The following is a 23,672-nucleotide window of genomic DNA, read 5'->3' as shown; positions in this document are numbered from 1 at the left end:
ATATTATGCCAGAGGTAAAAGTTCCAGAATTAGCAGAATCTATAACAGAGGGTACCATTGCAGAATGGTTAAAAAATGTGGGAGATAGCGTTGAAAAAGGCGAAGCTATCCTTGAATTAGAGACAGATAAAGTAAACGTTGAAGTTGTTTCTGAAGAAGAAGGTGTACTTCAAGAACAATTGGCTTCTGAAGGCGACACTGTGGAAGTCGGCCAAGTTATCGCAACTGTTGGCGAAGGTAGTGGTAATGCTTCTTCAAGCAAAGAAGAATCTTCAGACCAATCTCAATCTGCGAACAATGATGAAGCGACTAAAGAATCAGCTCAACCAAAAGAATCTCAATCAAATAATGAAGAAACACAATCTAATCCTAACAATCAACGTGTTAATGCAACGCCATCAGCTCGTCGCCATGCACGTGAAAACGGTGTAGATTTAAGCACTGTTTCTGGAAAAGGAAACGATGTTGTACGTAAAGGTGATGTACAAAATAGCCAAAAAGCAGCTCAATCCCAATCTTCTCAAGAAGCAAGCAAAAAAGAAGAACCTAAAAAATCTTCAGGTGCACCTAATAAACCTGTAATTAGAGAAAAAATGTCTCGTAGAAAGAAAACAGCTGCTAAAAAATTATTAGAAGTTTCTAATAATACAGCAATGTTAACTACATTCAATGAAGTAGATATGACAAACGTAATGGAATTACGTAAACGTAAAAAAGAACAATTTATTAAAGATCATGATGGTACTAAACTAGGTTTCATGTCATTCTTTACAAAAGCTGCAGTTGCTGCATTGAAAAAATATCCTGAAGTAAATGCTGAAATCGACGGCGATGATATGATTACTAAACAATATTATGATATAGGTGTAGCTGTTTCTACTGATGACGGCTTATTAGTTCCATTCGTACGAGATTGTGATAAAAAGAACTTTGCAGAACTTGAAAGAGCTATTGCTGACTTAGCAGTTAAAGCAAGAGACAAAAAACTTGGTTTAGATGATATGGTTAATGGATCATTTACAATTACTAATGGTGGTGTATTTGGTTCAATGATGAGTACACCAATTATTAATGGTAACCAAGCAGCTATTCTAGGTATGCACTCAATCATTACTCGTCCAATTGCAATTGATAAAGATACAATTGAGAATAGACCAATGATGTATATTGCTTTAAGTTATGATCATAGAATTATTGATGGTAAAGAAGCAGTAGGATTCTTAAAAACGATTAAAGAATTAATCGAAAGTCCTGAAGATTTACTTTTAGAAAGCTAATCCCAAAGGAATATAACCTCAAACTAATATTGATACAACGGCGTCACATCGTCGTTGTATTTTTTGGGTCTATAATAAATTGGACTGATGACTAAAAATCATCAGTCCAATTTTTATGTTTGAATACAAAAATGGCGCAATTACCTCTATAATTATTAGTTACCACACAAAATAAAAAAGAAAGGTAACACGCCTATGTGTAAGTCTATATTAAATACATTAAAAAATCAAAGATGATATTCAATTAATATTATATAAGAAGTGCTAAGACTATATTCAATGCCCTTAAAATAAATCGAGGTGTTATAATGAAGAACAAATAAAATTAAGAAACATAGTTCACAAAATGCCAAGTGCACGAATAATTAAGGAAAAATGGAAAAGAGAAACAAGAAATGGATAAGTTACTTGGAATATATAAATCAATCACAAAAGAAACTGATTTATCTAAAATTGCCATAGAAGTCTCTGATGAAGAGTTAGAAGATATATTACTTGGCCGAAAATAAATAACACTCATTTATAAAAGTTCATAGGACAATTGTATAGAAAGTTCAGATTGTAATTTTTAGAGAATAGCAAATAAAGTATTTAAGTAATTAGCGTTTATATTATTGGCTAATTATGGAATAAATAATTCTTATAATAATTTATTCCATCTCTTAAATAATCCAACTATTATATTATAAGTATAGTTATTACTAATTGACTAAAAAACGAACTATTTTTAATTATACAAAATTAAGTCATTAGTTAAACGACATATTTCAAATTACCCCCTACCTTATAAAATAAGGGTAGGGGAGGACTTGTTGATATTTATTATAAAATCGTATTTATATTCATTATACGAATTTTATTAAATTTATATATATATCTCTTCGTATGTATTTTTGAACTCATTAAATTAACGGTCCATTATGTAGTTCATGATATAAATCATATTTAAAATGCGTTATAATAATTAAGAAAAGACAAATATTAGGGGTGTCATGCATGAGTGGACTTAGAAGTGTCACATTAGGGACAAGTGATCTTTCTAAAACAAACAAACTATTTAAAAATATTTTAGGACTAAATGTAGCATCTAAAAATCAAGCTTTACGTTTTGGTGATGCAGATTTAAGTCCAGGTACACGAATACATTTTGTTGAAGTGCCAAATTCTGAATATGAAAATCAACATATCGCTAGTGTTGGTTTGAGAACGCCGACAGATTCAGGATTGGATGAGTATCAAACGATTTTTAAAGATAATCAAATTCAAGCAAGTGAAATTACTGAGTTAAACGGTAATAAGCATTTTAATTTCGAAGATAACAACCATCAAATTTTTGATATTTATTCGAATGAACATAATACGGGCGTCGGACTAGGCACACCCACTTTTGATAGTACAGTAAATCCGCTACACCAAATTCAGGGACTTGGTCCTATCATTATTAAAGTTAATGAATTGCCAGTTACAGCATCTATCCTAAAGAATGTATTTAACTTAACTCATTATGCTGAGTACGAATCAACAGAGTTTCCTGACCAAGTGATACAAGTATTTCAAATTGGCGAAGGTGGTTTAGGTGGTGAACTTCATTTATATCAACCTAATGAACCTATTGAATTAAAAGAAGAAGGCATCGTTGAGCAAATTGAATTTAGTGCAAATTCAGTTGAAGCATTCAACAATGCACAAAAGGAATTAGATGACATTGGCATTCCTTATCAGACGTTAAATCAAGGCGATGCTCAATCACTACGTATTACTGAGAATAGTGGCATCTCATTTATTTATACATTAGAAAAGTAAAACAATAATTATATGGAGGCATGAAATTTATGGCAATGTTACATGAAACATGGAAAACACGTACACCTATTAAAAAAGTTGAAGTGATTAATACAGATGCTAAGAAATTTACAGTTTCTGATATGTTAACTGTTGGAAAGCAATATGATGTTATTAATGAAACTGAGGAATACTATCAAATTATTGATAATTCTGGTTTAGTCGGTGGTTATTATAAAACGTACTTTAAAGAAGTTTAGTATCAATAATTAAGCATGTTCATGATTTAATCAAGACTTGGGGGTTATTTTGAAAAAGGGATGTAACCGTTGAAATATACTCAACATTACTTTTTCAATGCAACTTCTTAGTCTATTTTTCATTTTAAAGAAGGAGAGTAAACTACAAAAATGACTAAGAATCAATATATTAATTCAGATGAATCCGTATTTAATGATGCTAAAGCATTATTTAATTTAAATAAAAATATATTACTTAAGGGGCCAACAGGTTCTGGTAAAACCAAATTAGCGGAAACACTTAGTGTAGCTGTTAATACACCAATGCATCAAGTTAACTGTTCAGTAGATTTAGACGCTGAAAGTCTACTTGGTTTTAAGACAATTAAAACAAACGAACAAGGTCAACAAGAAATTGTTTTTATAGATGGTCCTGTAATTAAAGCAATGCGTGAAGGACATATCCTTTATATTGATGAAATAAATATGGCCAAACCTGAAACCTTACCAATACTAAATGGTGTTCTAGATTATCGTCGCCAACTTACAAACCCATTCACTGGAGAAGTGATAAAAGCGGCGCCAGGATTCAACGTTATTGCCGCAATTAATGAAGGCTATGTAGGTACACTTCCTATGAACGAAGCTTTGAAAAACCGTTTTGTTGTTATTCAAGTAGATTATATAGACGGTGAAATATTAAAAGACGTTATTAAGCAACAAAGTCAACTTCAAGATGATGCTATTATTGAACAAATTATCAAATTCAATGAAGATTTACGTACAATGTCTAAACAAGGTCAAATTTCTGAAGAAGCAGCTAGTATTAGAGCATTAATAGATTTAAGTGACTTAATTACTGTAATGCCAATTGAGCGTGCTATTCAACGCACAATTATCGATAAATTAGAAGATGAGCGTGAACAACAAGCAATCAAAAATGCGATTGAATTAAACTTTTAGAGAGGGATTATTATGAGCGATCGTTTTATCAAATTTAATGATGAGCAATTAGATGCTAAGCAAGTTATGATGCTACAGGACTTAGCGCGCTTACTTCTTAAAAATGAGCAAACACAAGTTAAAATTCAAAAATTCCCTTACTATGATCCAATTAATAACATATTGATCACAAGTTGGTTCTGGTCGCACCGTCCCGAGCATATAGAGAAAGCCGGACTTAAAACTGACGTGATGCTCGCAGCCTATGGGTATCAAATGATGGATGAATCTATTGTGAATGAAGTATTACATGATAATGAGTTTGAACACCCTAAGTTTTATCAGCAAATCTTTAGATTACTAGAAGATATGCGCGTGTTTAATCATATTCGTAATGAACGTCCAAGTACTTCTAAATTAATAGATTTACGTTTACAAACGAGATTGTCTTATACTGAATCTCAAATTAAATTCTATAAAACTAAAACTGTGTATACTGATTTACTATTTTTATATTTAGAAAAAGCATTTCTTAGTCAGAATTTCTTTGATATTCCAATGATGCATTCACAATTAGACGATATTTTGAATTCTATGTTTCAATATCTGCCTAACTTTTTCCAAAATGAAACATCAGAAGATAATATGTACTTAGCTCAACGTATCATGTTCCAAATTGATGATATGTTAAACAAAGATATGTTAAATGAATATTATCATCTCCCTCGTCGTGTATATGAGGCAATCCATGAAATGACGTTTGATGAGTTAAAACGTACAGATGCGAGTAATGTAGATGGAAAAGACAATACCTCTGAGGATACTGACTCTGAGACTGCTGAAGCTGAAACGAATGCCCAAGATAGTAAATCAGAAGGCGGTGCTTACCTTGAAATGGAACTTCATGAGGGCGAGAATAGTGAGGTAATAAGTGATAATGATACTGCTCGTGAAGGTGATTCTACAGACGATATGACAGACATGATGACCAAAAAGGGTCGTGGTTCTGACAATACATTAAATAATGATGAAGGTGGCTCTATAGGAGAGAATGCATCATTCGCACTTAAAGGGATTAATGAAAATGTAGAAATTAAATGGAATGTTCCCGATATTGAACCGGATTACTTATTAGAGTATCAAAATGTTAAAAACGATGTTCAATTTGAAACTAAGGATTTAATTCAAATTATCAAGAAAACCATTGATCGCGAGCATGTTGATGAGCGACATAACCTTACTAAAGGTCGTTTGCAAAGAGATTTAACAAATTGGTTTATCGATGATCAATATAAATTATTTTATAAAAAACAAGATTTAAGTAAAACGTTTGATGCCACTTTTACTTTATTAATTGATGCATCTGCAAGTATGTTCGATAAGATGGAAGAGACAATCAAAGGGGTTGTTCTTTTCCACGAAACATTGAAAGCATTAAATGTTAAACATGAAATACTTGCGTTCAATGAAGATGCATTTGATTCTGATGATCGTAAACAGCCTAACATCATTGATGAAATTGTTCATTATGATTATTCAACCATGGAAAAAAGTGGTCCTCGAATCATGTCTTTACACCCACAAGATGATAACCGTGATGGCGTAGCTATACGTATTGCTAGCGAACGCTTGCTAAGAAGAAGTCATAATCAACGTTTCTTGATAGTATTTTCCGATGGTGAACCTTCAGCCTACAATTATGCACAAGATGGTATTTTAGACACTTATGAAGGTGTAGAAATGGCCCGCAAATATGGTATTGAAGTATTTAATGTGTTTTTGAGTCAAGATGTTATAACAGAAGATATTGAACAAACCATTCATAACATTTATGGTCAATACGCATTATTTGTAGAAGGTGTAGAAAATTTGCCGAGTCATTTATCACCATTACTAAAAAAATTACTTCTAAAATCATTTTAAAAGATATATGATTTCTATTTTAAATATTTATCAACTTTTCAAATTTTCTGAAATCACATAGACTTGTAAATCCTTTTTATGCTAGAATGTTAAATATTGCAAACATACACATAAAAAGGAGCAATTCTATGAATAAGAATACTTGGATAGTAGGATTTACATTATTCGCTATGTTTTTTGGCGCAGGTAATCTTATTTTCCCACCAAATTTAGGCCAAGATAGTGGTCATTTCTTTTGGCCAGCAGTTATCGCATTTTGTTTAACAGGAATCGGCTTACCATTGTTAGGCGTTATCGTTGGCGCATTAGATAAACAAGGTTATGTAGGTTCATTAAATAAAATATCACCTAAATTTTCTGTAATATTTTTAATTATTATATATTTAACAATAGGGCCTCTGTTTGCAATTCCGCGTACAGCTTCGACTTCATTTGAGATGACTGTGACACCAATTGCTCATACGAATAGTAATTTAGTGTTATTTATATTCACTCTTATCTATTTCCTAGTCGTTCTTTACCTATGTATAAATCCAGGTAAAATTGTAGATCGGATAGGATCTTTATTAACACCATTATTATTAATAACAATTTTAGCAATGATTATTAAAGGATTTGTTGATTATAATGGTAATGCACCATCTCATGGAAACAAGGTTGATTACAATTCAGCTATTGGAAGTTTCTCAAGAGGCTTTACAGAAGGGTATTTAACTATGGATGCAATCGCAGCAATTGCTTTTTCAATGATAGTAGTTAACGCGATAAAAGCTACAGGGGTTAAACATGCAAATCAAATATTTAAACAAACAGTTATGTCAGGCTTAATTGCAGCCATAGCGCTTGTATTTATATATGTTTCATTAGGATTTATAGGCAATCATATGAACATTGACAGTGCGACACTTAAAAATCTGACAGCTAAAGATCAAAATGTTGGTGCTTATTTATTAACAACAATGGCGGCGAATGGTTTTGGTGTCTTCGGTAAATATTTATTGGGTATTATCGTTGCACTCGCTTGTTTAACAACTGCTTGTGGCTTAATTGTATCTGTAAGTCAATATTTTAATAGAATATTCCCTAAAGTTTCATACAAAGCTTATGCAATATTCTTTACTTTGATTAGTTTCATACTGGCAAATTTAGGTTTAAATGCTGTAATTTCTATGTCAGTACCAGTATTGAGCGTTATTTATCCTATAGCAATAACTGTTGTTTTACTAATTTTACTTGCACGATTCATTCCAACTAAACCAGTTGCACAGCAAGTACCAATTGCAGTTATTAGTATTGTTTCAATATTAAGTGTTATAAGTACTAATGGTTGGGTGAAGATGTCATTTATAGATGCTTTACCGTTAAAGCAATATTCTTTAGAATGGTTCCCAATAGCAGTAGTCGCAACTATTATTGGATATGTCGTTGCTAAATTCGTAAACCAAGACCATATTGTTTATCAAAAAGAATAGTTATCTAAACGAATTAATTATAATAAAAAAGCACATCATACTCATTTTGAGTTGTGATGTGCTTTAATCATTTTAGCTATTCCTTCTTCATCGAAAGTAAGTGTTGTTTTAATTCATCTTCTAAGCCAACAAGTTCTTTCTCAGCTTCTTTACGCTTTTGACGACCATTTTGTTGGATTTGAAGTGTTTGTTCAATTGTTTCAATAATATCACTTTGCGTTGTTTTAAGTGTTTCAATGTCTACAATGCCACGCTCATTTTCCGTAGCAGTTTCAATGGCATTTTGTTTTAACATAGCCGCATTCTGAGTAAGTAAATCATTGGTTGTATCTGTTACGGCACGTTGGGCAGACACTGCATTACGCTGTCTCATTAACGTAAGGGCAATTGCCATTTGATTTTTCCAAAGTGGAATACTTGTAAGAATAGAACTTTGAATTTTCTCAGCCAATGCTTGATTAACGTTTTGAATCATGCGAATTTGTGGTGCAGTTTGTATTGCAATTTGACGAGATAATTGTAAATCATAAATACGCTTATCTAAGCGATCAACAAATTGCTCCATATCCGCTACGGCTTGTATATCCATTTGATTACCAGTTTGATTGGCAAGTTCTTGTAGTTTCGGAATGTCGTTCGTTTGTATTTCATGTTTTTTTCTTTTAGCGGCGGCGATATATAAATTAACATCATCAAAGTAATCTTTATTTTGTTGATATAATCCGTCTAATAATTTGATATCTTTTGATAGATTATTTTTGTGTTTATCAAGCTGAATTGTAATTCTATCAATTTGGGAACTTACTGATTGCATCCTAGAAAACACTTCATTAATTGAAGCTTTGGTACGTTTAAAAAAGCGCTTAAGTTTGGATTGTTTCTCTGGATTTAACTCATCAGGATTTACAGCTTTTAACTTAGTCATTAATTGATTAAGTGAATCTCCAACAGGTCCAATATCTTTAGTCTGCACTTCATCCAGCATTTTATGTGAGAATTGAGACATATTTTCTTGCAAATGTGAGCCATATGATAATAGACCATCATTGTCTAAAGGTTTAATTTGTTGACTAATACTTTCAATTTTTTGCATTTCTTTATCACTGAATTGTTGCTGAAAATCATCTAAAACTGTGTTTTGATTCGCTAGACTGACATTGCTATTATTATCTAGGTTTTTTAGTTGTTGTTGTACTATATAATCATCTAATGGATGTGAGTTGTTAAATTGATCATTTCGAGGCATTTAAAAAATCGCTCCATTTCTTTATTCTAGTTATCTTTATGACGTTTTTGTTCTAATTTGTTAATTTCCATTTCAACATCTAGACGCTCGTAATCATCTTCATTGATTCTCTTCAGATCAGCAATCAACGTACGTTTAACTTCATCTAAAGTTATACGAGTATGTTCTAATTTTTGCTTTTCTTCAATAGTTTTTTTCGGCATTTTTGCTAATCGAGTGTATGACTCTATTAAATTTAGCGCATTATCTATATGCGAATAAAAGAAACTCTCTACTTTAAAAAACATTGCTGGCCTTTGTTTAACAGCAAAATGAATTGATTTTGAAATCCTATATATATCATTGATTTGTCTAAAATCTTGAATAGATCTTACATTAACAAATGATTTTAATATTGTTCGTATCTTATCTTGTGTTTGCTTTAAATGGTTGCTTACGTAATGATAGTCTCTTCGTGAAAGACCAATTTCTGTTAAATACTTCCTAGACGTGAGTCGTTGAGTAGGGAAGTAGGACACAAAAAACATCCCAATACCAACCAAAGCGTCAATAATAAATGAAAGATCAAAGCCAAATACGCTGACCATCCAAGATACCATAGCTACTGGAATTCCTACAATTACGCCTAAAAGCCGAGAAATATTATATCTCAAATTACATCTTCCTTTTTATATTTAAATCGATTTAAAATCAGAAAAATCTTCACTCACATTAGTATCTTCAAGCTCATAGTGTGTAACATGTGAAGCAGGTGATGCACCCTCAGTTACAGCATTAATAAACTGTTGGATGTCATCGTCATTACCTATTGCATATATTTCAACATAATCATCTACATTCTGGACAGTGCCTAGAATATGATACTTATTCGCTAATCTTTGTGTATAATATCGAAAGCCTACACCTTGAACCGTCCCAAACACTTGTAAATGCTTTTGCTTCATAGTATCACTCCTTATACTTATTATACGAAGTTTTATACTAAAAAACTAATAATTACTATGGAATAAATAGGCTATCGACAAAAGTATGAGACATTATATTTTTAATTCAGATATAAAATAGTTAAAATAATTATTATAGGCTAATTGAAAGGGGAAATATATATGTGGACAGTTGCCAAAATTAGAGCTGACTATGAGGGATGGTGGTTATTTAGTGACTGGACAGATAAAATTATAGAGCAATATCAATTTACTTCATATGATGAAATGCTAAACTACTACATTAACATAATTTCAAAAAGTAAAGATTATTACGATAATTATGTTGTTGGAAAATACAATATTCATGCGTTTTATAACAATTGCGATTTAAACTTTTGTGAAGATTGTGAAGAAGATTTACAAATATTTTATAGTTTTATTGTATTAAATAATAAAGAAGTATATTATAATCTACCAAAAATTAATTAAAAGATAATTTTCTATAATTGTATTGCAATTTGGTAAGAACTAACATATAATTATTATTAAGCAATGGTTTTATTCCATATTGCAAAGAATATCTGTAAGAGTTATTTATAGCGTTTTGTTATTAATACATAATTGTCACATGTATTTTTTGTAATATGCGAATAATGCATATTGAAAGAATTTAGTCTTGGAGGTTTCAGAATTATGAAACAAGGTACAGTTAAATGGTTTAACGCTGAAAAAGGTTTTGGTTTTATCGAAGTTGAAGGTGAAAACGACGTATTCGTACACTTTTCAGCAATTAACCAAGATGGTTACAAATCATTAGAAGAAGGTCAATCAGTTGAATTTGAAGTAGTTGAAGGCGATCGCGGTCCTCAAGCTGCAAACGTTGTTAAACTATAATAAATAGATTGTAAAATATTGACTTTAGTAACACCTTACCAAGATGTAGGGTGTTTTTTTATTTTTAAGTTAAAATTGCTTAAGAAAAAAGTTCTACGAAAAATGAGATTAATGAAACTATCAATTTGTTTCATTAATCTCATTTTTTATAAAGAAAGTTTGTCTTTAATTCAATAGTTCAAAATACAATATCATTTTTATTATATATATTATTATGCTGATAAGTAGGAGAAAGGAGCAGTGATTATGCAAGAATTTGGTCATCTTGAAGGTGACACTATCATTGGCCGTAATCATGGGAGTGCTGTCATAACCTTAGTAGAAAGAATCTCTAAGATGATTTTCACTATACGACCTCAAAGCCGCAAGGCAGATGATATTGAAGATGCTCTTCACTCCATGTTTTCAGCTTTACCTCCTCATATATTTAAATCGATTACTTTCGATTGTGGTAAGGAGCTCTCCAACTGGAAAACTATCTGTAACCGACACGATATCTCGATATTCTTTGCTGACCCCGACACTCCGTCGCAATGTGGATTGAATGAACATTCTAACGGGATACTTAGACGCAATGGATTAGATAAAGAATTAGACTTTAATTCAGTCACTGATCATCTTATCATTAGTGTTGCTCAAAATATTAATCATCGTCCCAGAAAATCGCTGGGCTATAAAACACCATTGGAAGTATTTATGACTTTTATCGAAGATGAGAAATTGTCTAGTTTATTTTGACAAACGAAATTATTAAAAGATACTAAATATACTCATTATTTAATGACAAATTTGATAGTCTTATTTTTTACCGATGCTATTTTAATATTTTTTCACTTATTGCATCTATACGTTTCAATACTGGAGTAACTATTATTACTTTAATTACAGGATATATTCTCATAAAAGTTACAGACAGTATTGATAAAATTAAGCTTTTACTATCTAATTTTATCAAATTCGATAGTAATATTAGCTTTCCAAAAAATTTATTAATAATGAGTGTTATTACTTTATTATACATAGTAGTTATATATCTTGTATCAAAATTTATTTTTAAAAAATTACAATATTAGTAATCATATATCTTAATAATAAAATTAATTATTAAGATATTAAAAACCTACGTAGCAAAATTTATAAAGTCTACGTAGGTTTTAAGTTTAAACTTCTCTTTTAACATTCTTAAGAATTATTTTTTAATTGTTAATTTTTATTTAGTGTCGTTAATAATCAATTGACGTAATGATTGGCGTTTAATAACTTCACGTGCTTTACCATCTTTTAAGAAAAATACAGGTGGTTTCTGCATTTGGTTGTAATTAGAAGCCATTGAGTAATGATATGCTCCTGTAGAAAGAATCGCTAGGTAATCACCACGTTGAACAGAAGAAGGGAGTTTTGCATCACGAATAATGATGTCACCTGATTCACATAATTTACCAGCAATTGTTACTGTTTCATCAGCTTCTTCATGACGGTTTACTAATAATGCTTGATATTTGGCACCATATAATGCAGTTCTAATGTGATCGCTCATGCCACCATCAATTGAAACATATTTGTTTACTTCAGGAATTTCTTTAATTGTACCTACTTCGTATAAAGTAATTCCAGCTTCTCCAACAATAGAACGGCCTGGTTCAATACCAATTTCCGGTACTTCATAATTTAGACGTTCAGTTTCAGCTTTGATTGCATCTGTAATTTCTGCAATACCTTCTTCAATAGGGAAGCTTACGTCTCCTTCAACGTATTTGATACCGAAACCTCCACCTAGATTAAGTAATTCAACTTTGATATCATTTTCAGAAAGCCAGTTAAGCACAATCTTAGCAGTTTCAATCATCGCTTCAGTTCCTTCGATTTGAGAACCAATATGGAAGTGAATACCTTTTAGATGTAAACGTTTAGAGTCGCTCACTTTATTAACCGCTTCAATCGCTAAGCCATGGCGAATTGATAAACCGAATTTACTATCTTCTTGGCCAGTTTGAATAAACTCATGCGTATGTGCTTCAACACCAGGATTTACGCGTAATACTACATTTACAGTGTCGCTCGCATATCTGTCGATTAAATCAATTTCCTCAAGTGAATCGATAACAAAATAACCAACGCCACTTTCTAAAGCGTATTGTATTTCACGTTTAGTTTTGTTATTTCCATGAAAGTGGATCTTACTTGGGTCAAACTTTGCTTCTAATGCAGTATATAATTCACCTTCAGAAACTACATCTAATTGTAAGTCTTCTTCTTGTACTAATTTGACCATTTGGATACATGTAAATGCTTTCGAAGCATATGAAATATTATATTTCAAACCGCTTTTTTGAAAAGCTTTATGGTATCTACGCATTTGATTGCGAATTTCATCTTCGTCATAAACAATAGTAGGGGTACCAAAACTTTGAGCAAGTGTTTTTAAACTTGTACCTGCCATAGTTAATTCACCATATTCATTATATTTTAATGCCATTTTTATCTATACTCCTTTATGAGAGAATCATGATTCATCGCACTAAGTTGTTCTGAGTTAGCGCCTACACCTTTGAATGTATATTCATCAATGCGTATATCGTTATTATATAATATCACTTCATCTTGTGCATGGACTTCATCATCAACTTCTACAAACATGTGACTCATCATTAATGCGCGAATAGGGTAGCGTTTACCTTTAATTAAAGCTTCATGTTTAGCTCTCGATTTAAGAATACCATCTCCATAGCCTACATCTACAACTGCTAATCGTGTATGATCTCTTGTAGCTTCAAATGCAAAACTATACCCACAATTATCTCCAGCATTCACTTCACGCACTTGTATCACATTACCTTTTACAGTAAGAGATTGTTTAATACTATACTCATCTAAATCACTATATGGTCGAGAACCATACAATGCAATGCCTACACGCGCATGTGTATGATAGGGTAAAAGTTTCTGACCTTCACGATAGTAACTTGCACTATTTTGCGCATGAATTAAATCAAATTGATAACCCTCATCTAATAAGGTATCGACTATATTTAACCATGCTTCACGTTCTATACTATACTCAGGCACATCAAATTCATCTGCATAACCAAAGTGCGTCCACAATCCACTAATAATCATTTTGTCTTCATTTGAGTTAATATAATGATCATTGAGTACTTCTCTAATTTCTTCTAATGTTTTAAATCCTGAACGATGAAGTAAATTTTCAAATTCTAAGTGCACTTTGATACCATTCAAATCATTCTTATATTTGTAATAATAGGCTAATGACGGTAAAGTCATTTGTATTTGATATTTTCTTACTTTTTCAAAATCATAAACAGCGTTCATTAAGAATATAGTGGCATCAGGTGCTATTTCTCGTACTTTAATGGCTTCTTTTAAAGAGGTAGTGCTGAATGTATTAATTCTAGCTTTTAAAAAAGTAGTAACAGCAAACTCCAAACCATAATGATAAGCGTTGTTCTTCACCACAGCCATAATTGAATTATCATTTTTAACTTTAATAGCATTTTGTAAAAACGCTTCTTTATCGACGGACCATATTGCTGTCAATGTGAATTACTCCTCTCCATAATGCATTAATAATTGTTCATAATAATTTGCTACATAGATTAATACTTTCTCATCAAAATTAAGATGAGACGTATGAAGTCCAGTCACATAACCTTTGTCTTCATTACGCGTACCAACGAATGCAAAGTAGGCAGGGGCTAACTGTTGACCGTAGAAGCTAAAGTCTTCACCAAATAAAAATGGTAGGGGTTTATCTATAACTTCTAGATTTGCAGCATTAATTGCTTGTTCTACACTCGCACGCAATTTAGGACTGTTCATAGTAGGTGGGTAGCCTTCTTCAAATTTCACTTCACAATCCACATTAAATAATAAGCTTACACTCTCAGCAATTTTATGCATTTGCGTTTTTACTACATTTAAATCATTTGGATCATAAGTTCGAATCGTTCCTTCTAAATATCCATGGCTAGCTACAGTGTTAATAGCTTCTCCAGCTTCAAAATGACCCATATGAACAATATTTCGTTTTAAGCCATTAAGATGATACTGTTGTATTTGTCCTACTTGATTTAGAACGTGTAGAAGGGCTTCACCACAGGAATGACCTTGCTCTTTATCTGCAACATGACTTGATAATCCTTTTAAGAAGAAGCGATATTCAGTTGCACTTGCTGTAATTTCTTCATCACGGATAACAACTTGTCCTTCATCGGCAAATGGATTAACATGGATTCCAAAAACAGCTTCTATTGGATAGTTATTAAACGCACCTGCTTTAATTAGACGATTCGCTCCGCCACCAGTTTCTTCGGCAGGTTGGAAGATGAATACAACGTTGTGTGGAAGCGTTCCTTTATCGAACATTTCTTTGCAGCGTTTAACAAATAACATTAATGCCGTTGTATGTCCGTCGTGACCACATGCATGCATTACATTATCCGTTTGACTTCGATAATCGACATCATTTTCTTCAAAAATTGGTAACGCATCGATATCCGCACGAAATGCAATGGTATGATCACTATTACCGTTTAAGTATGCTATTGCACCAGTTTCAAGAGGGCGCTCATATGACACTCCTAATTCGTCTAAAAACTGTGTGATGTAATTTGTCGTCTCGAATTCATGTAAACTTAATTCTGGATGTTGATGTAAATGTCTTCTATGTTTAGTTACAAATTCTAATTCACTCATCATATCATTCCTTTATTAACTTAATTTGTCTTATTAATATTGTAACTTATTTCATCTTTTTATGTATGAGGTGATATTAATTTAAAATAGTATTAATTTTGAAATAGAGTCGCATGGTTTTTTTGTCCACTGCTTGGGTCTATTGGTAAAAATTCTAAATAAATACGCTTTATTATGCCAAATCCACTCTTCATAAGAATAACTAAAACTGAGAAGGGCTCAGTTAAGCGCCTTCTCAGTTCAATAAGGCCATTGTGATTATGCAATACAGCTATAAAATAGTCTTTTGTCATTGCCACTTATCATATACTCATATCATTAGTCATTTAATTTTCTTAATGCTGAAACAATTTCACGTTTAGAGTCTTCTACTTCCGAAGTTTGTTTAATCACTTTAGCAGGGGTACCAGCTACGACTGCACCAACTGGAACATCTTGAGTAACAATAGCACCTGCAGCGACAATCGCGCCTTCGCCAACATGAACACCTTCTAAAATGACTGCATTAGCACCAATTAATACATTATCATCTATGACTACTGGTGAAGCACTAGGAGGCTCAATTACGCCAGCTAGAACGGCGCCAGCACCTACATGCACATTCTTACCAGTTGTCGCACGACCGCCTAATGTAGCATTCATATCAATCATAGTTCCTTCACCAACTACAGCACCAATGTTGATTGTTGCGCCCATCATAACGACAGCACCGTCTTCAATAATAGCTTGTTCACGTATAAATGCACCTGGTTCAATACGCGCATTTGTGTTTGTTAAGTCTTTAAGTGGAATTGCTGAATTACGACGATCCATTTCAATTTCTAACTCAGTAATTGTATTTTGATTTGATTCATAGAATGGTTTCCAATCATCGGCTTCACAAAAGATTACTTTAGAATTGTCGGAACCAAATACTTTAAAAGAATCAGGGAAGGTAACACCATCAAAATTGCCATTAACATATACTTTTAATGGTGTAGATTTTTTGGCGTCACTAATATATTGAATAATTTCCTCAGCTGATAAATGTTGTACCATAATTTAAGTCTCTCCTTAACATTTTCTAGATTTTATATCTTATAAGTTGTCAAACGTGTAATAACCGCTAGATTGGTTTATTAATTTTTCAGCAGCAGTGATTGCTCCATTTGCAAAAATATCTTTAGACTGTGCTTTATGTGAGATTGTAATGGTTTCATCTGTTCCTGCAAATAATACATCATGTTCACCTACAATAGTCCCACCACGAATAGAGTGAATGCCAACTTCATCTTTAGTGCGTTGTTCTGTATGTTCATGTCGATCATAAACTGGTGTGATATTTTGGCGTAAGTCTTTAATAACATCATATATTTTTACTAATGTACCACTAGGGGCATCTACTTTTTTATTATGATGTGCTTCAGTCAACTCGATATCATAATCTTGAAGAAGTGGTACAGCTGCTTCTAATATTTTAGTTAAAGCATGTACACCATAACTCATATTTGCACTAAAGAATATGGGCATGTTATGGCTTAATTCATTTAACTTTTCAACTAATTTTTCTTTTTCACCTGTAGTAGCTATAACTAAAGGTAATTGAAACTCTTCTTCAAGAAGTGGTAACAATAGATTAGGATTTGAAAAATCAATCGCTACATCCGCTTCATTTTGTGCATCAGCAATGTGATCATAGTGTGTATATGGTGTTGTCTCATTTTTTTGAGGTTCAATAACACCTATAATTTCATAACCTTTTTCCTCTGCTAAGCGAGCTACTCTTTGATTCATTGCACCGTAACCAATAAGTAAAATTTTCATTAAAGTTCACCTGCTTTAAACTGTTCAAATGCATTGATTAAGACTTTGGCATCTGCATCTTCTAACGGAAGAAGTGGTAAACGCAATTCATAATTACCAAAACCTAAATGACTTGTTAACGTTTTAATTGGAATAGGATTAACATCTACAGAAAGGGCATCTAATAATTTACTAATTGGTTCGAAATCGTTTGAAATATCTTGTCCACTTTGTTTAGCATCATATAAACCTTGGAATTCTTTAGGAATTGCATTTGCAATAACTGAGATAACACCATTGCCACCTCTTTGATAAAATTCGACAACATTATCATCATTACCACTATATAAAGCGAATTCCTCTTGATTGATACGACTTTTAACGTCTTCATAATATTCAAAGTCATTTGTGGCATCTTTGATTGCAACAATATATTGGTTATGACTTAATGTTTCAACTGTCTCTGGTTCAATTGTCATATTTGTACGAGAAGGTACATTATATAGTACAACTGGCAATTCAACTTCATTCGCAATCGTTTCGAAGTGTTTAACTAAGCCACGTTGATTTGTTTTATTGTAGTAGGGGGTAATTAACATAATTGCATCTGCACCAAGTGCTTTAGCGCGTTGAGATGCTTGAATTGATTTGGCAGTATTATTCGTACCTGTACCTGCAATAATATTCACACGATGATTAACTTGCTTTATAACTGATTCCAATACTTGTTCTTTTTCTTCTTCAGTTAAAGTAGGGCTCTCAGCTGTAGTTCCATTAACGATAATTGCTTTTACACCATTGTCTAATAGGAAATCTACATGTCTCTCTAATGCATTATAATCAACTTCATTATTTGTGAATGGGGTAGCAAGTGCTACTCCCACACCTTCGAATAAATGTGGCATATTATCTAGCTCCTTTTAAATTGATTACTTGCTCTAATACTTGTACTGCATTCAATGCTGCACCTTTCAATAAATTGTCAGATGTGCACCAAACGTGGAATGTATTATCTAATGAGTCATCTCTACGGATACGGCCTACAAATACTTCATCTCTACCAGTAGAGTTAAGTGCCTGAGGATATTCATTTTTTTCAGGGTTATCAACTAATACAACACGTTCGTCTTTATCAAATAAATCTTTAATTTCCTGTACAGTTGCTTCCTTATCTAAAGTAACGTCAATTTCAACACTATGACTATCTTGTACTGGAACACGTGCACATGTTGCAGTTACTTTTAATTCAGGCTCATGTAAAATCTTGCGTGTTTCATCAATCATTTTTTGTTCTTCTTTTGTATATCCATCCTCTAAGAATACATCAATATGTGGTAATACATTATTATAAATAGGGTGAGGATACGCTTCTGGTTCTTTACCATTTGCACCTTCAGCTAAATCTCTTTTACCTTTAATACCTGAACCTGAAACAGCTTGATAAGTTGTATATGCAACACGTTTTAAACCAAATTGATCTTGTAATACTTTTAATGGTACTACTGATTGAATTGTAGAACAGTTAGGGTTGGCAATAATGCCGCGCTTAAATTCAGGTTGATTTACTTCAGGTACAATTAAGTCAATATCTTCAGTCATGCGCCATTGACTAGAGTTATCGATGACAATTGCACCTGCCTTTTCAAAGATTGGGGCGAATTGTGCACTTGTGCCACCACCGGCACTCATTAGAACGTAGTCAAATTTTTCACTTGCTGCTTCTTCTGTTAATTCTTGTACAACATACGTTTGGCCTTGAAATTGAACTTCTTTTCCTGCTGATCTAGCTGATGAGAATAATACTAACTCATCGAACTTGATGTTTTTGCGATCAATTGTTTCTAACATTTTTGTTCCAACTAAACCTGTTGCTCCGACTACTGCTAATCTTGTCATAAAAGTCACTCCAATATCATTTGTTTGAATTTTAAAAAAATTATTTATAAGTAGCATGTTGATGTTTAAATATCAAATGCATTGTATAATACTTCAACCGCTTTTTCCCCATTATCAGCATCTATCACATAAGAAATACTAATTTCAGATGTTGTAGTTTGATAGAATGGGATATTTGCATTAATTAAAGTAATGAAAGCCTTTGATGCAACGCCCGACATATCTCTCATACCCGAACCAATAAGCGAAATTTTAACGTATTCTTCATTAATTTTATAATCCAATGCGTTAAATGAAGAAGAAAGGTTACTCAAAATAGTTGAAATTTGTTGTACATCACTATCTTTAATAGAGAATGATAGCTGCAATCCTTCAACGTTAACTATTTGGGATATCATATCCACATTTACTGAACCTTCTTCTAATGCTGTGAACAATTGCGTTAAAAGACGATTATCAGGTAGGGGATAACTAATTGTAACGTGCATCATATGTTTATCTAATGCTACACCTGTTACAGCTTTTTTCTCTAATAAGTCTGCTCTTGACATAATCCATGTTCCTTTCTCATTTGATAAAGTTCTACCGAGATACAATGGGATATCATAGTTCTTAGCAAGTTCTACGCTTCGAGTTTCAAGTACGCCTGCACCTAATGCACTCATTTCCATCATTTCTTCATAAGAAACATAATCTAAACGTTTTGCCTTACTTAATATTCGAGGGTCAGTGGCATAAACGCCATCAACGTCAGTATATATTTCACATGGAATTTGATTACTTGCAGCAATTGCAACTGCCGTTGTATCTGATCCTCCACGTCCTAACGTTGTAAGTTCAAATGCATCATTAATACCTTGGAAACCAGCAACGACTAACACATCTTTGTCAGTGAATGCTTTATCAAATGTTTCTGGATTGATTTCAGCAATTCTGCTTTTTAAATGATGGCCAATCGTTTTAATACCTGCTTGATAACCAGTCATTGCTCTAGCATTAACACCGATATCATTTAACACCATGGATAAATATGATACCGTCTGTTGTTCACCGGTCGTTAAAAGTAGGGCGAGTTCCTCATCTTTAGGTGTAGCAGTAAGATTTGATACATTATCCATTAATTGATCTGTTGTTTTACCCATAGCACTAACAACTACAATTAATTGTTCACCGTCATCCACACGGTTCTTAAGCATTTCTGCAATATTTTTTATCTTTGTAAAATCAGCGACGGATGAACCACCGAACTTCAAAACACTTCGCTTCAAAACTTTACCTCCTAAAATATAGGGAGGCACACGCTATAAAAAAGAACAAGTTCGGAAGTGCGAACTTGTTCGTGATTTATATACAAGTGATGCACTCCATTATTAAATAATAATGACAAACTTTCAGCTCTTAACCACAAAGTCCAACAAATCATAGCTGCGATTATGATTCATTTCGGCATCGCACCCTTTCTATATTAGCTGTTGCAGACAGTTTATCTAATATATACTGATGATTGATGCGCCTCATCAATTTCCTATTCAATTGCTATGTTTTATATTATACATATGGCAATTGTGTCTGTAAACCGATAATTGTGATTTTTTGAAATAGACTGAAAAATTAGAAAGTACTTTTACCATATGTAAGCAAAGGTTTATGAAATGGGTAAAAAGATAGTAAAATACGCACTCCCCAATTTAGTAATAGGGAAGTGCGTATGTACTTATAGATTATTTTTGTAATACGCCAATCTCTTGTAAATATTCTTCATAAGGAACTTCTTTAGATAAACCACCTGATTGATTTAGATCAATCACACGATTTGCAATAGTATTGATAAATTCAAAGTCATAAGATGTAAAGATGATAGATCCTTTGAAAGAAGCTAATCCATCATTTACTGCTGTAATACTTTCTAAGTCAAGATGGTTAGTAGGTTCGTCTAATAGTAAAACATTGGCACTTGATAGCATCATTTTACTTAACATACAGCGAACTTTTTCACCACCAGAAAGTACACTAGCTTTCTTTTTAACTTCTTCACCACTAAATAACATTCGTCCTAAGAAACCACGTAAGAAAGTTTCTGTTTGTTCATCTTCAGGTGCATATTGACGTAACCAATCTACTAAATTCATGTCTACGCCTTCAAAGAACTCTGAGTTATCTTTAGGGAAGTAACTTAATGAAGTCGTTACACCCCATTTAAATGTACCTTCATCAGGCTCCATTTCACCAGCTAAAATTTTCAATAATGTAGTTTTTGCAATTTCACTATCTCCAATCAAAATTGCTTTATCATTAGGATTCATAGTGAATGAAATGTTATCAAGTACTTTTTCACCATCAATTGTTTTAGAAAGTCCTTGAACAGTTAATAAATCATTACCGATTTCACGTTCTGGTGTGAATTTAACATATGGATAACGTCTTGAAGATGGTTGTATATCATCTAATTCAATTTTTTCTAATTGTTTCTTACGACTTGTTGCCTGTTTAGATTTAGAGGCATTAGCTGAGAAACGTGCAATAAAGTCTTGTAACTCTTTAATTTTTTCTTCTTTTTTCTTATTTTGTTCTTGAGCCATTTTTTGAGCTAATTGACTAGATTGATACCAGAAATCATAGTTACCTACATATAATTTAATCTTACCGAAATCTAAATCAGCAATATGTGTACATACATTGTTTAAAAAGTGACGGTCATGAGATACCACGATGACAGTATTATCGAAGTTAATTAAGAAATCCTCTAACCAACTAATGGCAGGAATATCTAAACCATTGGTAGGCTCATCAAGTAAAAGTACATCAGGCTCACCAAATAAACTTTGAGCTAATAAGACTTTCACTTTTTGATTATTTTCCAATTCTGACATTTGCTTATCATGTAAATCAGCAGATATGCCTAAACCTGAAAGTAAAGAAGCAGCGTCAGCCTCTGCGTTCCAACCATTCATTTCGGCGAATTCACCTTCTAGTTCAGCGGCACGTATACCATCCTCATCACTGAAATCAGGTTTCATATAAATTTCATCTTTTTCTTTCATGACTTCATATAAGTGTTCGTGTCCTTTGATAACAACATCTAATACACGTTCTTCTTCATAGGCGAAGTGATCTTGTTTCAAAACAGCTAAACGTTCATCTTTACCCATTGAAACATGCCCTGTTTGAGAATCAATTTCTCCTGATAAAATTTTTAAAAACGTTGATTTACCAGCACCATTAGCACCGATAAGCCCATAACAATTTCCTTCAGTAAACTTAATATTTACATCTTCAAATAATTTACGATCGCCAAAACGTAAACTTACATCAGTTACTTGTAGCATGCATTTACTCCTTTATTTATCGTTTATCTAACGGAAAAATTATATCATATTCTTTATATAGTTTCGACCTAATGCAAAACTAAACACGTGAATGATAGTTTTTAGTATGCATGTTATAATAATGAAGAATACAAACCCTCGAAGGAGAATATTATGGCATTAGATAAAGATATTGTTGGTTCAATTGAATTTTTAGAAGTCATTGGCTTAGAAGGTTCTACATACCTTTTAAAAGGTCCTAATGGTGAACAAGTAAAATTAAATCAATCAGAAATCAATGATGAAGATGAATTAGAAACAGGTGAAGAATATAGTTTCTTCATATATCCAAATCGCTCAGGCGAATTATTTGCTACTCAAAACATGCCTGACATTACAAAAGATAAATATGATTTTGCAAAAGTGTTAAAAACAGACCGAGATGGTGCACGTGTAGATGTAGGTTTATCAAGAGAAGTGCTAATCCCATGGGAAGATTTACCAAAAGTAAAATCACTATGGCCACAAACTGGAGATTATGTATTAGTAACATTACGTATAGATAGAGAAAATCAAATGTTTGCTCGTCTTGCTAGTGAAACAATTGTAGAAAAAATGTTTACACCTGTATATGATGATGAAAAACAGAATGAACTGATTAAAGCTAGACCATATCGACTATTAAGAATTGGTAGTTTCTTATTATCGAAGGAAGGCTATAAAATCTTTGTGCATGAATCAGAGCGTAAAGAAGAACCCCGATTAGGTGAAGAAGTAGAAGTACGTGTTATTGGTCATAATAACAAAGGGGAACTCAATGGTTCATTTTTACCTTTAGCTCATGAACGTCTTGATGATGATGGTCAAGTAATATTCGATTTATTAGTAGAATATGAAGGTGAATTACCTTTTTGGGATAAATCAAGCCCAGAAGCAATTAAAGAGGTGTTCAATATGAGTAAAGGCTCTTTTAAACGCGCAATAGGTCATTTATACAAACATAAAATTATTAATATTGAAACAGGCAAGATCTCTTTAACCAAAAAGGGTTGGAGTCGAGTAGAAGATAAATAATCATAAATATCAACATTTTCCTTCTATTAAAATAGTTGTTTAAATAGTACAAAATAATAACGTTAAAAATTAAATAATATTAAGTCAAAAATTAATTTAAAATCATATTACTTATTCAAAGTAAAATACAACACTAACAATATATTTTACGCTTTCAGTCACCTTTACGGGAGTGATACAGCATTTCATTATGAATTCTGT

General features: G+C 32.4%; 22 protein-coding genes, 1 pseudogene and 1 riboswitch. Of the genes and pseudogenes, 10 read left to right on the top strand and 13 right to left on the bottom strand.

Features of this window, described 5'->3' with window-relative positions; genetic code table 11:
* Positions 1 to 5: 5 nt before the first annotated feature.
* From sucB to brnQ3, 6 genes are all read left to right on the top strand, one after another.
* On the top strand, positions 6 to 1,277 hold the full coding sequence (gene sucB / locus BDW31_RS06600; protein WP_053024719.1) for a dihydrolipoyllysine-residue succinyltransferase: 1,272 nt from the start codon (positions 6 to 8) through the stop codon (positions 1,275 to 1,277).
* A 996-nt stretch (positions 1,278 to 2,273) separates the two neighbouring features.
* Positions 2,274 to 3,080, top strand: a complete 807-nt coding sequence (locus tag BDW31_RS06595; RefSeq protein ID WP_053024718.1) for a VOC family protein — start codon at positions 2,274 to 2,276, stop codon at positions 3,078 to 3,080.
* A 35-nt stretch (positions 3,081 to 3,115) separates the two neighbouring features.
* Positions 3,116 to 3,319: a DUF6501 family protein gene (locus BDW31_RS06590; protein WP_029376685.1), complete on the top strand. Its 204-nt coding sequence runs from the start codon at positions 3,116 to 3,118 to the stop codon at positions 3,317 to 3,319.
* Between the two features lie 150 nt (positions 3,320 to 3,469).
* Positions 3,470 to 4,261 carry an ATP-binding protein gene (locus BDW31_RS06585; protein WP_053024717.1) on the top strand — a complete coding sequence of 264 codons (792 nt, stop codon included), beginning with the start codon at positions 3,470 to 3,472 and terminating at the stop codon, positions 4,259 to 4,261.
* 12 nt (positions 4,262 to 4,273) lie between these two features.
* On the top strand, positions 4,274 to 6,163 hold the full coding sequence (locus BDW31_RS06580) for a vWA domain-containing protein (protein ID WP_053024716.1): 1,890 nt from the start codon (positions 4,274 to 4,276) through the stop codon (positions 6,161 to 6,163).
* Between the two features lie 128 nt (positions 6,164 to 6,291).
* Complete coding sequence (brnQ3, locus tag BDW31_RS06575; protein WP_053024715.1) at positions 6,292 to 7,635, top strand: branched-chain amino acid-like transporter carrier protein BrnQ3; 1,344 nt, start codon at positions 6,292 to 6,294, stop codon at positions 7,633 to 7,635.
* A gap of 76 nt (positions 7,636 to 7,711) precedes the next feature.
* Here the strand turns inward: brnQ3 and BDW31_RS06570 are convergent, their stop codons facing one another.
* Genes BDW31_RS06570 through BDW31_RS06560 form a run of 3 tightly spaced genes read right to left on the bottom strand, consistent with a single transcriptional unit; the run spans position 7,712 to position 9,825 of the window.
* On the bottom strand, positions 7,712 to 8,881 hold the full coding sequence (locus BDW31_RS06570; protein WP_053024714.1) for a toxic anion resistance protein: 1,170 nt from the start codon (positions 8,879 to 8,881) through the stop codon (positions 7,712 to 7,714).
* A 26-nt stretch (positions 8,882 to 8,907) separates the two neighbouring features.
* Entirely contained in the window at positions 8,908 to 9,534 is a 627-nt protein-coding gene (locus BDW31_RS06565; RefSeq protein ID WP_053024713.1) for a 5-bromo-4-chloroindolyl phosphate hydrolysis family protein, read from the bottom strand.
* A gap of 21 nt (positions 9,535 to 9,555) precedes the next feature.
* Positions 9,556 to 9,825: an acylphosphatase gene (locus BDW31_RS06560; protein WP_037551418.1), complete on the bottom strand. Its 270-nt coding sequence runs from the start codon at positions 9,823 to 9,825 to the stop codon at positions 9,556 to 9,558.
* A gap of 162 nt (positions 9,826 to 9,987) precedes the next feature.
* Here BDW31_RS06560 and msaA point away from each other — a divergent pair, with 162 nt between their 5' ends.
* The 3 genes and pseudogenes from msaA to BDW31_RS06545 all read left to right on the top strand — a co-directional run.
* Positions 9,988 to 10,296: a regulatory protein MsaA gene (msaA, locus tag BDW31_RS06555; protein WP_037551417.1), complete on the top strand. Its 309-nt coding sequence runs from the start codon at positions 9,988 to 9,990 to the stop codon at positions 10,294 to 10,296.
* 204 nt (positions 10,297 to 10,500) lie between these two features.
* Complete coding sequence (gene cspA, locus BDW31_RS06550; RefSeq protein ID WP_002433901.1) at positions 10,501 to 10,701, top strand: cold shock protein CspA; 201 nt, start codon at positions 10,501 to 10,503, stop codon at positions 10,699 to 10,701.
* A 249-nt stretch (positions 10,702 to 10,950) separates the two neighbouring features.
* A pseudogene (locus tag BDW31_RS06545) lies at positions 10,951 to 11,439 on the top strand (IS30 family transposase); the annotation flags it as partial.
* Positions 11,440 to 11,911: 472 nt separating this feature from the next.
* Here BDW31_RS06545 and lysA read toward each other — a convergent pair.
* The 10 genes from lysA to BDW31_RS06495 all read right to left on the bottom strand — a co-directional run bounded on the left by lysA (position 11,912) and on the right by BDW31_RS06495 (position 22,418).
* Positions 11,912 to 13,177 (bottom strand): diaminopimelate decarboxylase, encoded by a 1,266-nt coding sequence (gene lysA, locus BDW31_RS06540; RefSeq protein WP_037551416.1) that lies wholly within the window; start codon positions 13,175 to 13,177, stop codon positions 11,912 to 11,914.
* Between the two features lie 2 nt (positions 13,178 to 13,179).
* The gene (locus tag BDW31_RS06535; protein WP_053024712.1) at positions 13,180 to 14,256 is read right to left on the bottom strand and encodes an alanine racemase; all 1,077 of its coding nucleotides are present in this window, start codon (positions 14,254 to 14,256) and stop codon (positions 13,180 to 13,182) included.
* A 6-nt stretch (positions 14,257 to 14,262) separates the two neighbouring features.
* Positions 14,263 to 15,414, bottom strand: a complete 1,152-nt coding sequence (locus BDW31_RS06530; protein ID WP_037551414.1) for an amidohydrolase — start codon at positions 15,412 to 15,414, stop codon at positions 14,263 to 14,265.
* 92 nt (positions 15,415 to 15,506) lie between these two features.
* Positions 15,507 to 15,713, bottom strand: coding sequence for a hypothetical protein (locus tag BDW31_RS12470; RefSeq protein WP_037551412.1), 207 nt, complete (start codon positions 15,711 to 15,713; stop codon positions 15,507 to 15,509).
* A 19-nt stretch (positions 15,714 to 15,732) separates the two neighbouring features.
* Positions 15,733 to 16,452 carry a 2,3,4,5-tetrahydropyridine-2,6-dicarboxylate N-acetyltransferase gene (gene dapD, locus BDW31_RS06520; protein ID WP_053024711.1) on the bottom strand — a complete coding sequence of 240 codons (720 nt, stop codon included), beginning with the start codon at positions 16,450 to 16,452 and terminating at the stop codon, positions 15,733 to 15,735.
* 39 nt (positions 16,453 to 16,491) lie between these two features.
* Positions 16,492 to 17,217 carry a 4-hydroxy-tetrahydrodipicolinate reductase gene (gene dapB / locus BDW31_RS06515; RefSeq protein ID WP_053024710.1) on the bottom strand — a complete coding sequence of 242 codons (726 nt, stop codon included), beginning with the start codon at positions 17,215 to 17,217 and terminating at the stop codon, positions 16,492 to 16,494.
* Positions 17,217 to 18,101: a 4-hydroxy-tetrahydrodipicolinate synthase gene (dapA, locus tag BDW31_RS06510; RefSeq protein ID WP_053024709.1), complete on the bottom strand. Its 885-nt coding sequence runs from the start codon at positions 18,099 to 18,101 to the stop codon at positions 17,217 to 17,219. Before dapA ends, dapB begins: the two co-directional genes overlap by 1 nt.
* Before the next feature lies 1 nt (position 18,102).
* Positions 18,103 to 19,092, bottom strand: a complete 990-nt coding sequence (locus tag BDW31_RS06505) for an aspartate-semialdehyde dehydrogenase (RefSeq protein ID WP_011275809.1) — start codon at positions 19,090 to 19,092, stop codon at positions 18,103 to 18,105.
* Between the two features lie 65 nt (positions 19,093 to 19,157).
* Entirely contained in the window at positions 19,158 to 20,360 is a 1,203-nt protein-coding gene (locus BDW31_RS06500) for an aspartate kinase (RefSeq protein ID WP_037551404.1), read from the bottom strand.
* Positions 20,361 to 20,441: 81 nt separating this feature from the next.
* Positions 20,442 to 20,618: riboswitch (Lysine riboswitch) on the bottom strand.
* Between the two features lie 195 nt (positions 20,619 to 20,813).
* On the bottom strand, positions 20,814 to 22,418 hold the full coding sequence (locus tag BDW31_RS06495) for an ABC-F family ATP-binding cassette domain-containing protein (protein WP_037551403.1): 1,605 nt from the start codon (positions 22,416 to 22,418) through the stop codon (positions 20,814 to 20,816).
* A 153-nt stretch (positions 22,419 to 22,571) separates the two neighbouring features.
* On the opposite strand from BDW31_RS06495, the gene cvfB reads away from it, so the two are divergent.
* Positions 22,572 to 23,471 carry an RNA-binding virulence regulatory protein CvfB gene (gene cvfB, locus BDW31_RS06490; RefSeq protein ID WP_053024708.1) on the top strand — a complete coding sequence of 300 codons (900 nt, stop codon included), beginning with the start codon at positions 22,572 to 22,574 and terminating at the stop codon, positions 23,469 to 23,471.
* The last annotated feature ends 201 nt before the right edge of the window (positions 23,472 to 23,672 follow it).

The organism is Staphylococcus sp. AtHG25 (genome assembly GCF_003217445.1).
GTDB lineage: Bacteria > Bacillota > Bacilli > Staphylococcales > Staphylococcaceae > Staphylococcus > Staphylococcus haemolyticus.
This window is presented reverse-complemented; position numbering and strand designations above follow the sequence as displayed.

Excerpts from the sequence above, each read along its gene's own strand:
- BDW31_RS06595 (WP_053024718.1), top strand. The coding sequence starts at position 2,274 with ATGAGTGGACTTAGAAGTGTCACATTAGGGACAAGTGATCTTTCTAAA.
- BDW31_RS06530 (WP_037551414.1), bottom strand. The coding sequence starts at position 15,414 with ATGAGTGAATTAGAATTTGTAACTAAACATAGAAGACATTTACATCAA.
- dapB (WP_053024710.1), bottom strand. The coding sequence starts at position 17,217 with ATGAAAATTTTACTTATTGGTTACGGTGCAATGAATCAAAGAGTAGCT.
- cvfB (WP_053024708.1), top strand. The coding sequence starts at position 22,572 with ATGGCATTAGATAAAGATATTGTTGGTTCAATTGAATTTTTAGAAGTC.
- brnQ3 (WP_053024715.1), top strand. The coding sequence starts at position 6,292 with ATGAATAAGAATACTTGGATAGTAGGATTTACATTATTCGCTATGTTT.
- cspA (WP_002433901.1), top strand. The coding sequence starts at position 10,501 with ATGAAACAAGGTACAGTTAAATGGTTTAACGCTGAAAAAGGTTTTGGT.
- BDW31_RS06560 (WP_037551418.1), bottom strand. The coding sequence starts at position 9,825 with ATGAAGCAAAAGCATTTACAAGTGTTTGGGACGGTTCAAGGTGTAGGC.
- BDW31_RS06570 (WP_053024714.1), bottom strand. The coding sequence starts at position 8,881 with ATGCCTCGAAATGATCAATTTAACAACTCACATCCATTAGATGATTAT.
- dapD (WP_053024711.1), bottom strand. The coding sequence starts at position 16,452 with ATGGTACAACATTTATCAGCTGAGGAAATTATTCAATATATTAGTGAC.
- dapA (WP_053024709.1), bottom strand. The coding sequence starts at position 18,101 with ATGCCACATTTATTCGAAGGTGTGGGAGTAGCACTTGCTACCCCATTC.
- BDW31_RS06585 (WP_053024717.1), top strand. The coding sequence starts at position 3,470 with ATGACTAAGAATCAATATATTAATTCAGATGAATCCGTATTTAATGAT.
- BDW31_RS06495 (WP_037551403.1), bottom strand. The coding sequence starts at position 22,418 with ATGCTACAAGTAACTGATGTAAGTTTACGTTTTGGCGATCGTAAATTA.
- BDW31_RS06590 (WP_029376685.1), top strand. The coding sequence starts at position 3,116 with ATGTTACATGAAACATGGAAAACACGTACACCTATTAAAAAAGTTGAA.
- msaA (WP_037551417.1), top strand. The coding sequence starts at position 9,988 with ATGTGGACAGTTGCCAAAATTAGAGCTGACTATGAGGGATGGTGGTTA.
- lysA (WP_037551416.1), bottom strand. The coding sequence starts at position 13,177 with ATGGCATTAAAATATAATGAATATGGTGAATTAACTATGGCAGGTACA.
- sucB (WP_053024719.1), top strand. The coding sequence starts at position 6 with ATGCCAGAGGTAAAAGTTCCAGAATTAGCAGAATCTATAACAGAGGGT.
- BDW31_RS06505 (WP_011275809.1), bottom strand. The coding sequence starts at position 19,092 with ATGACAAGATTAGCAGTAGTCGGAGCAACAGGTTTAGTTGGAACAAAA.
- BDW31_RS06580 (WP_053024716.1), top strand. The coding sequence starts at position 4,274 with ATGAGCGATCGTTTTATCAAATTTAATGATGAGCAATTAGATGCTAAG.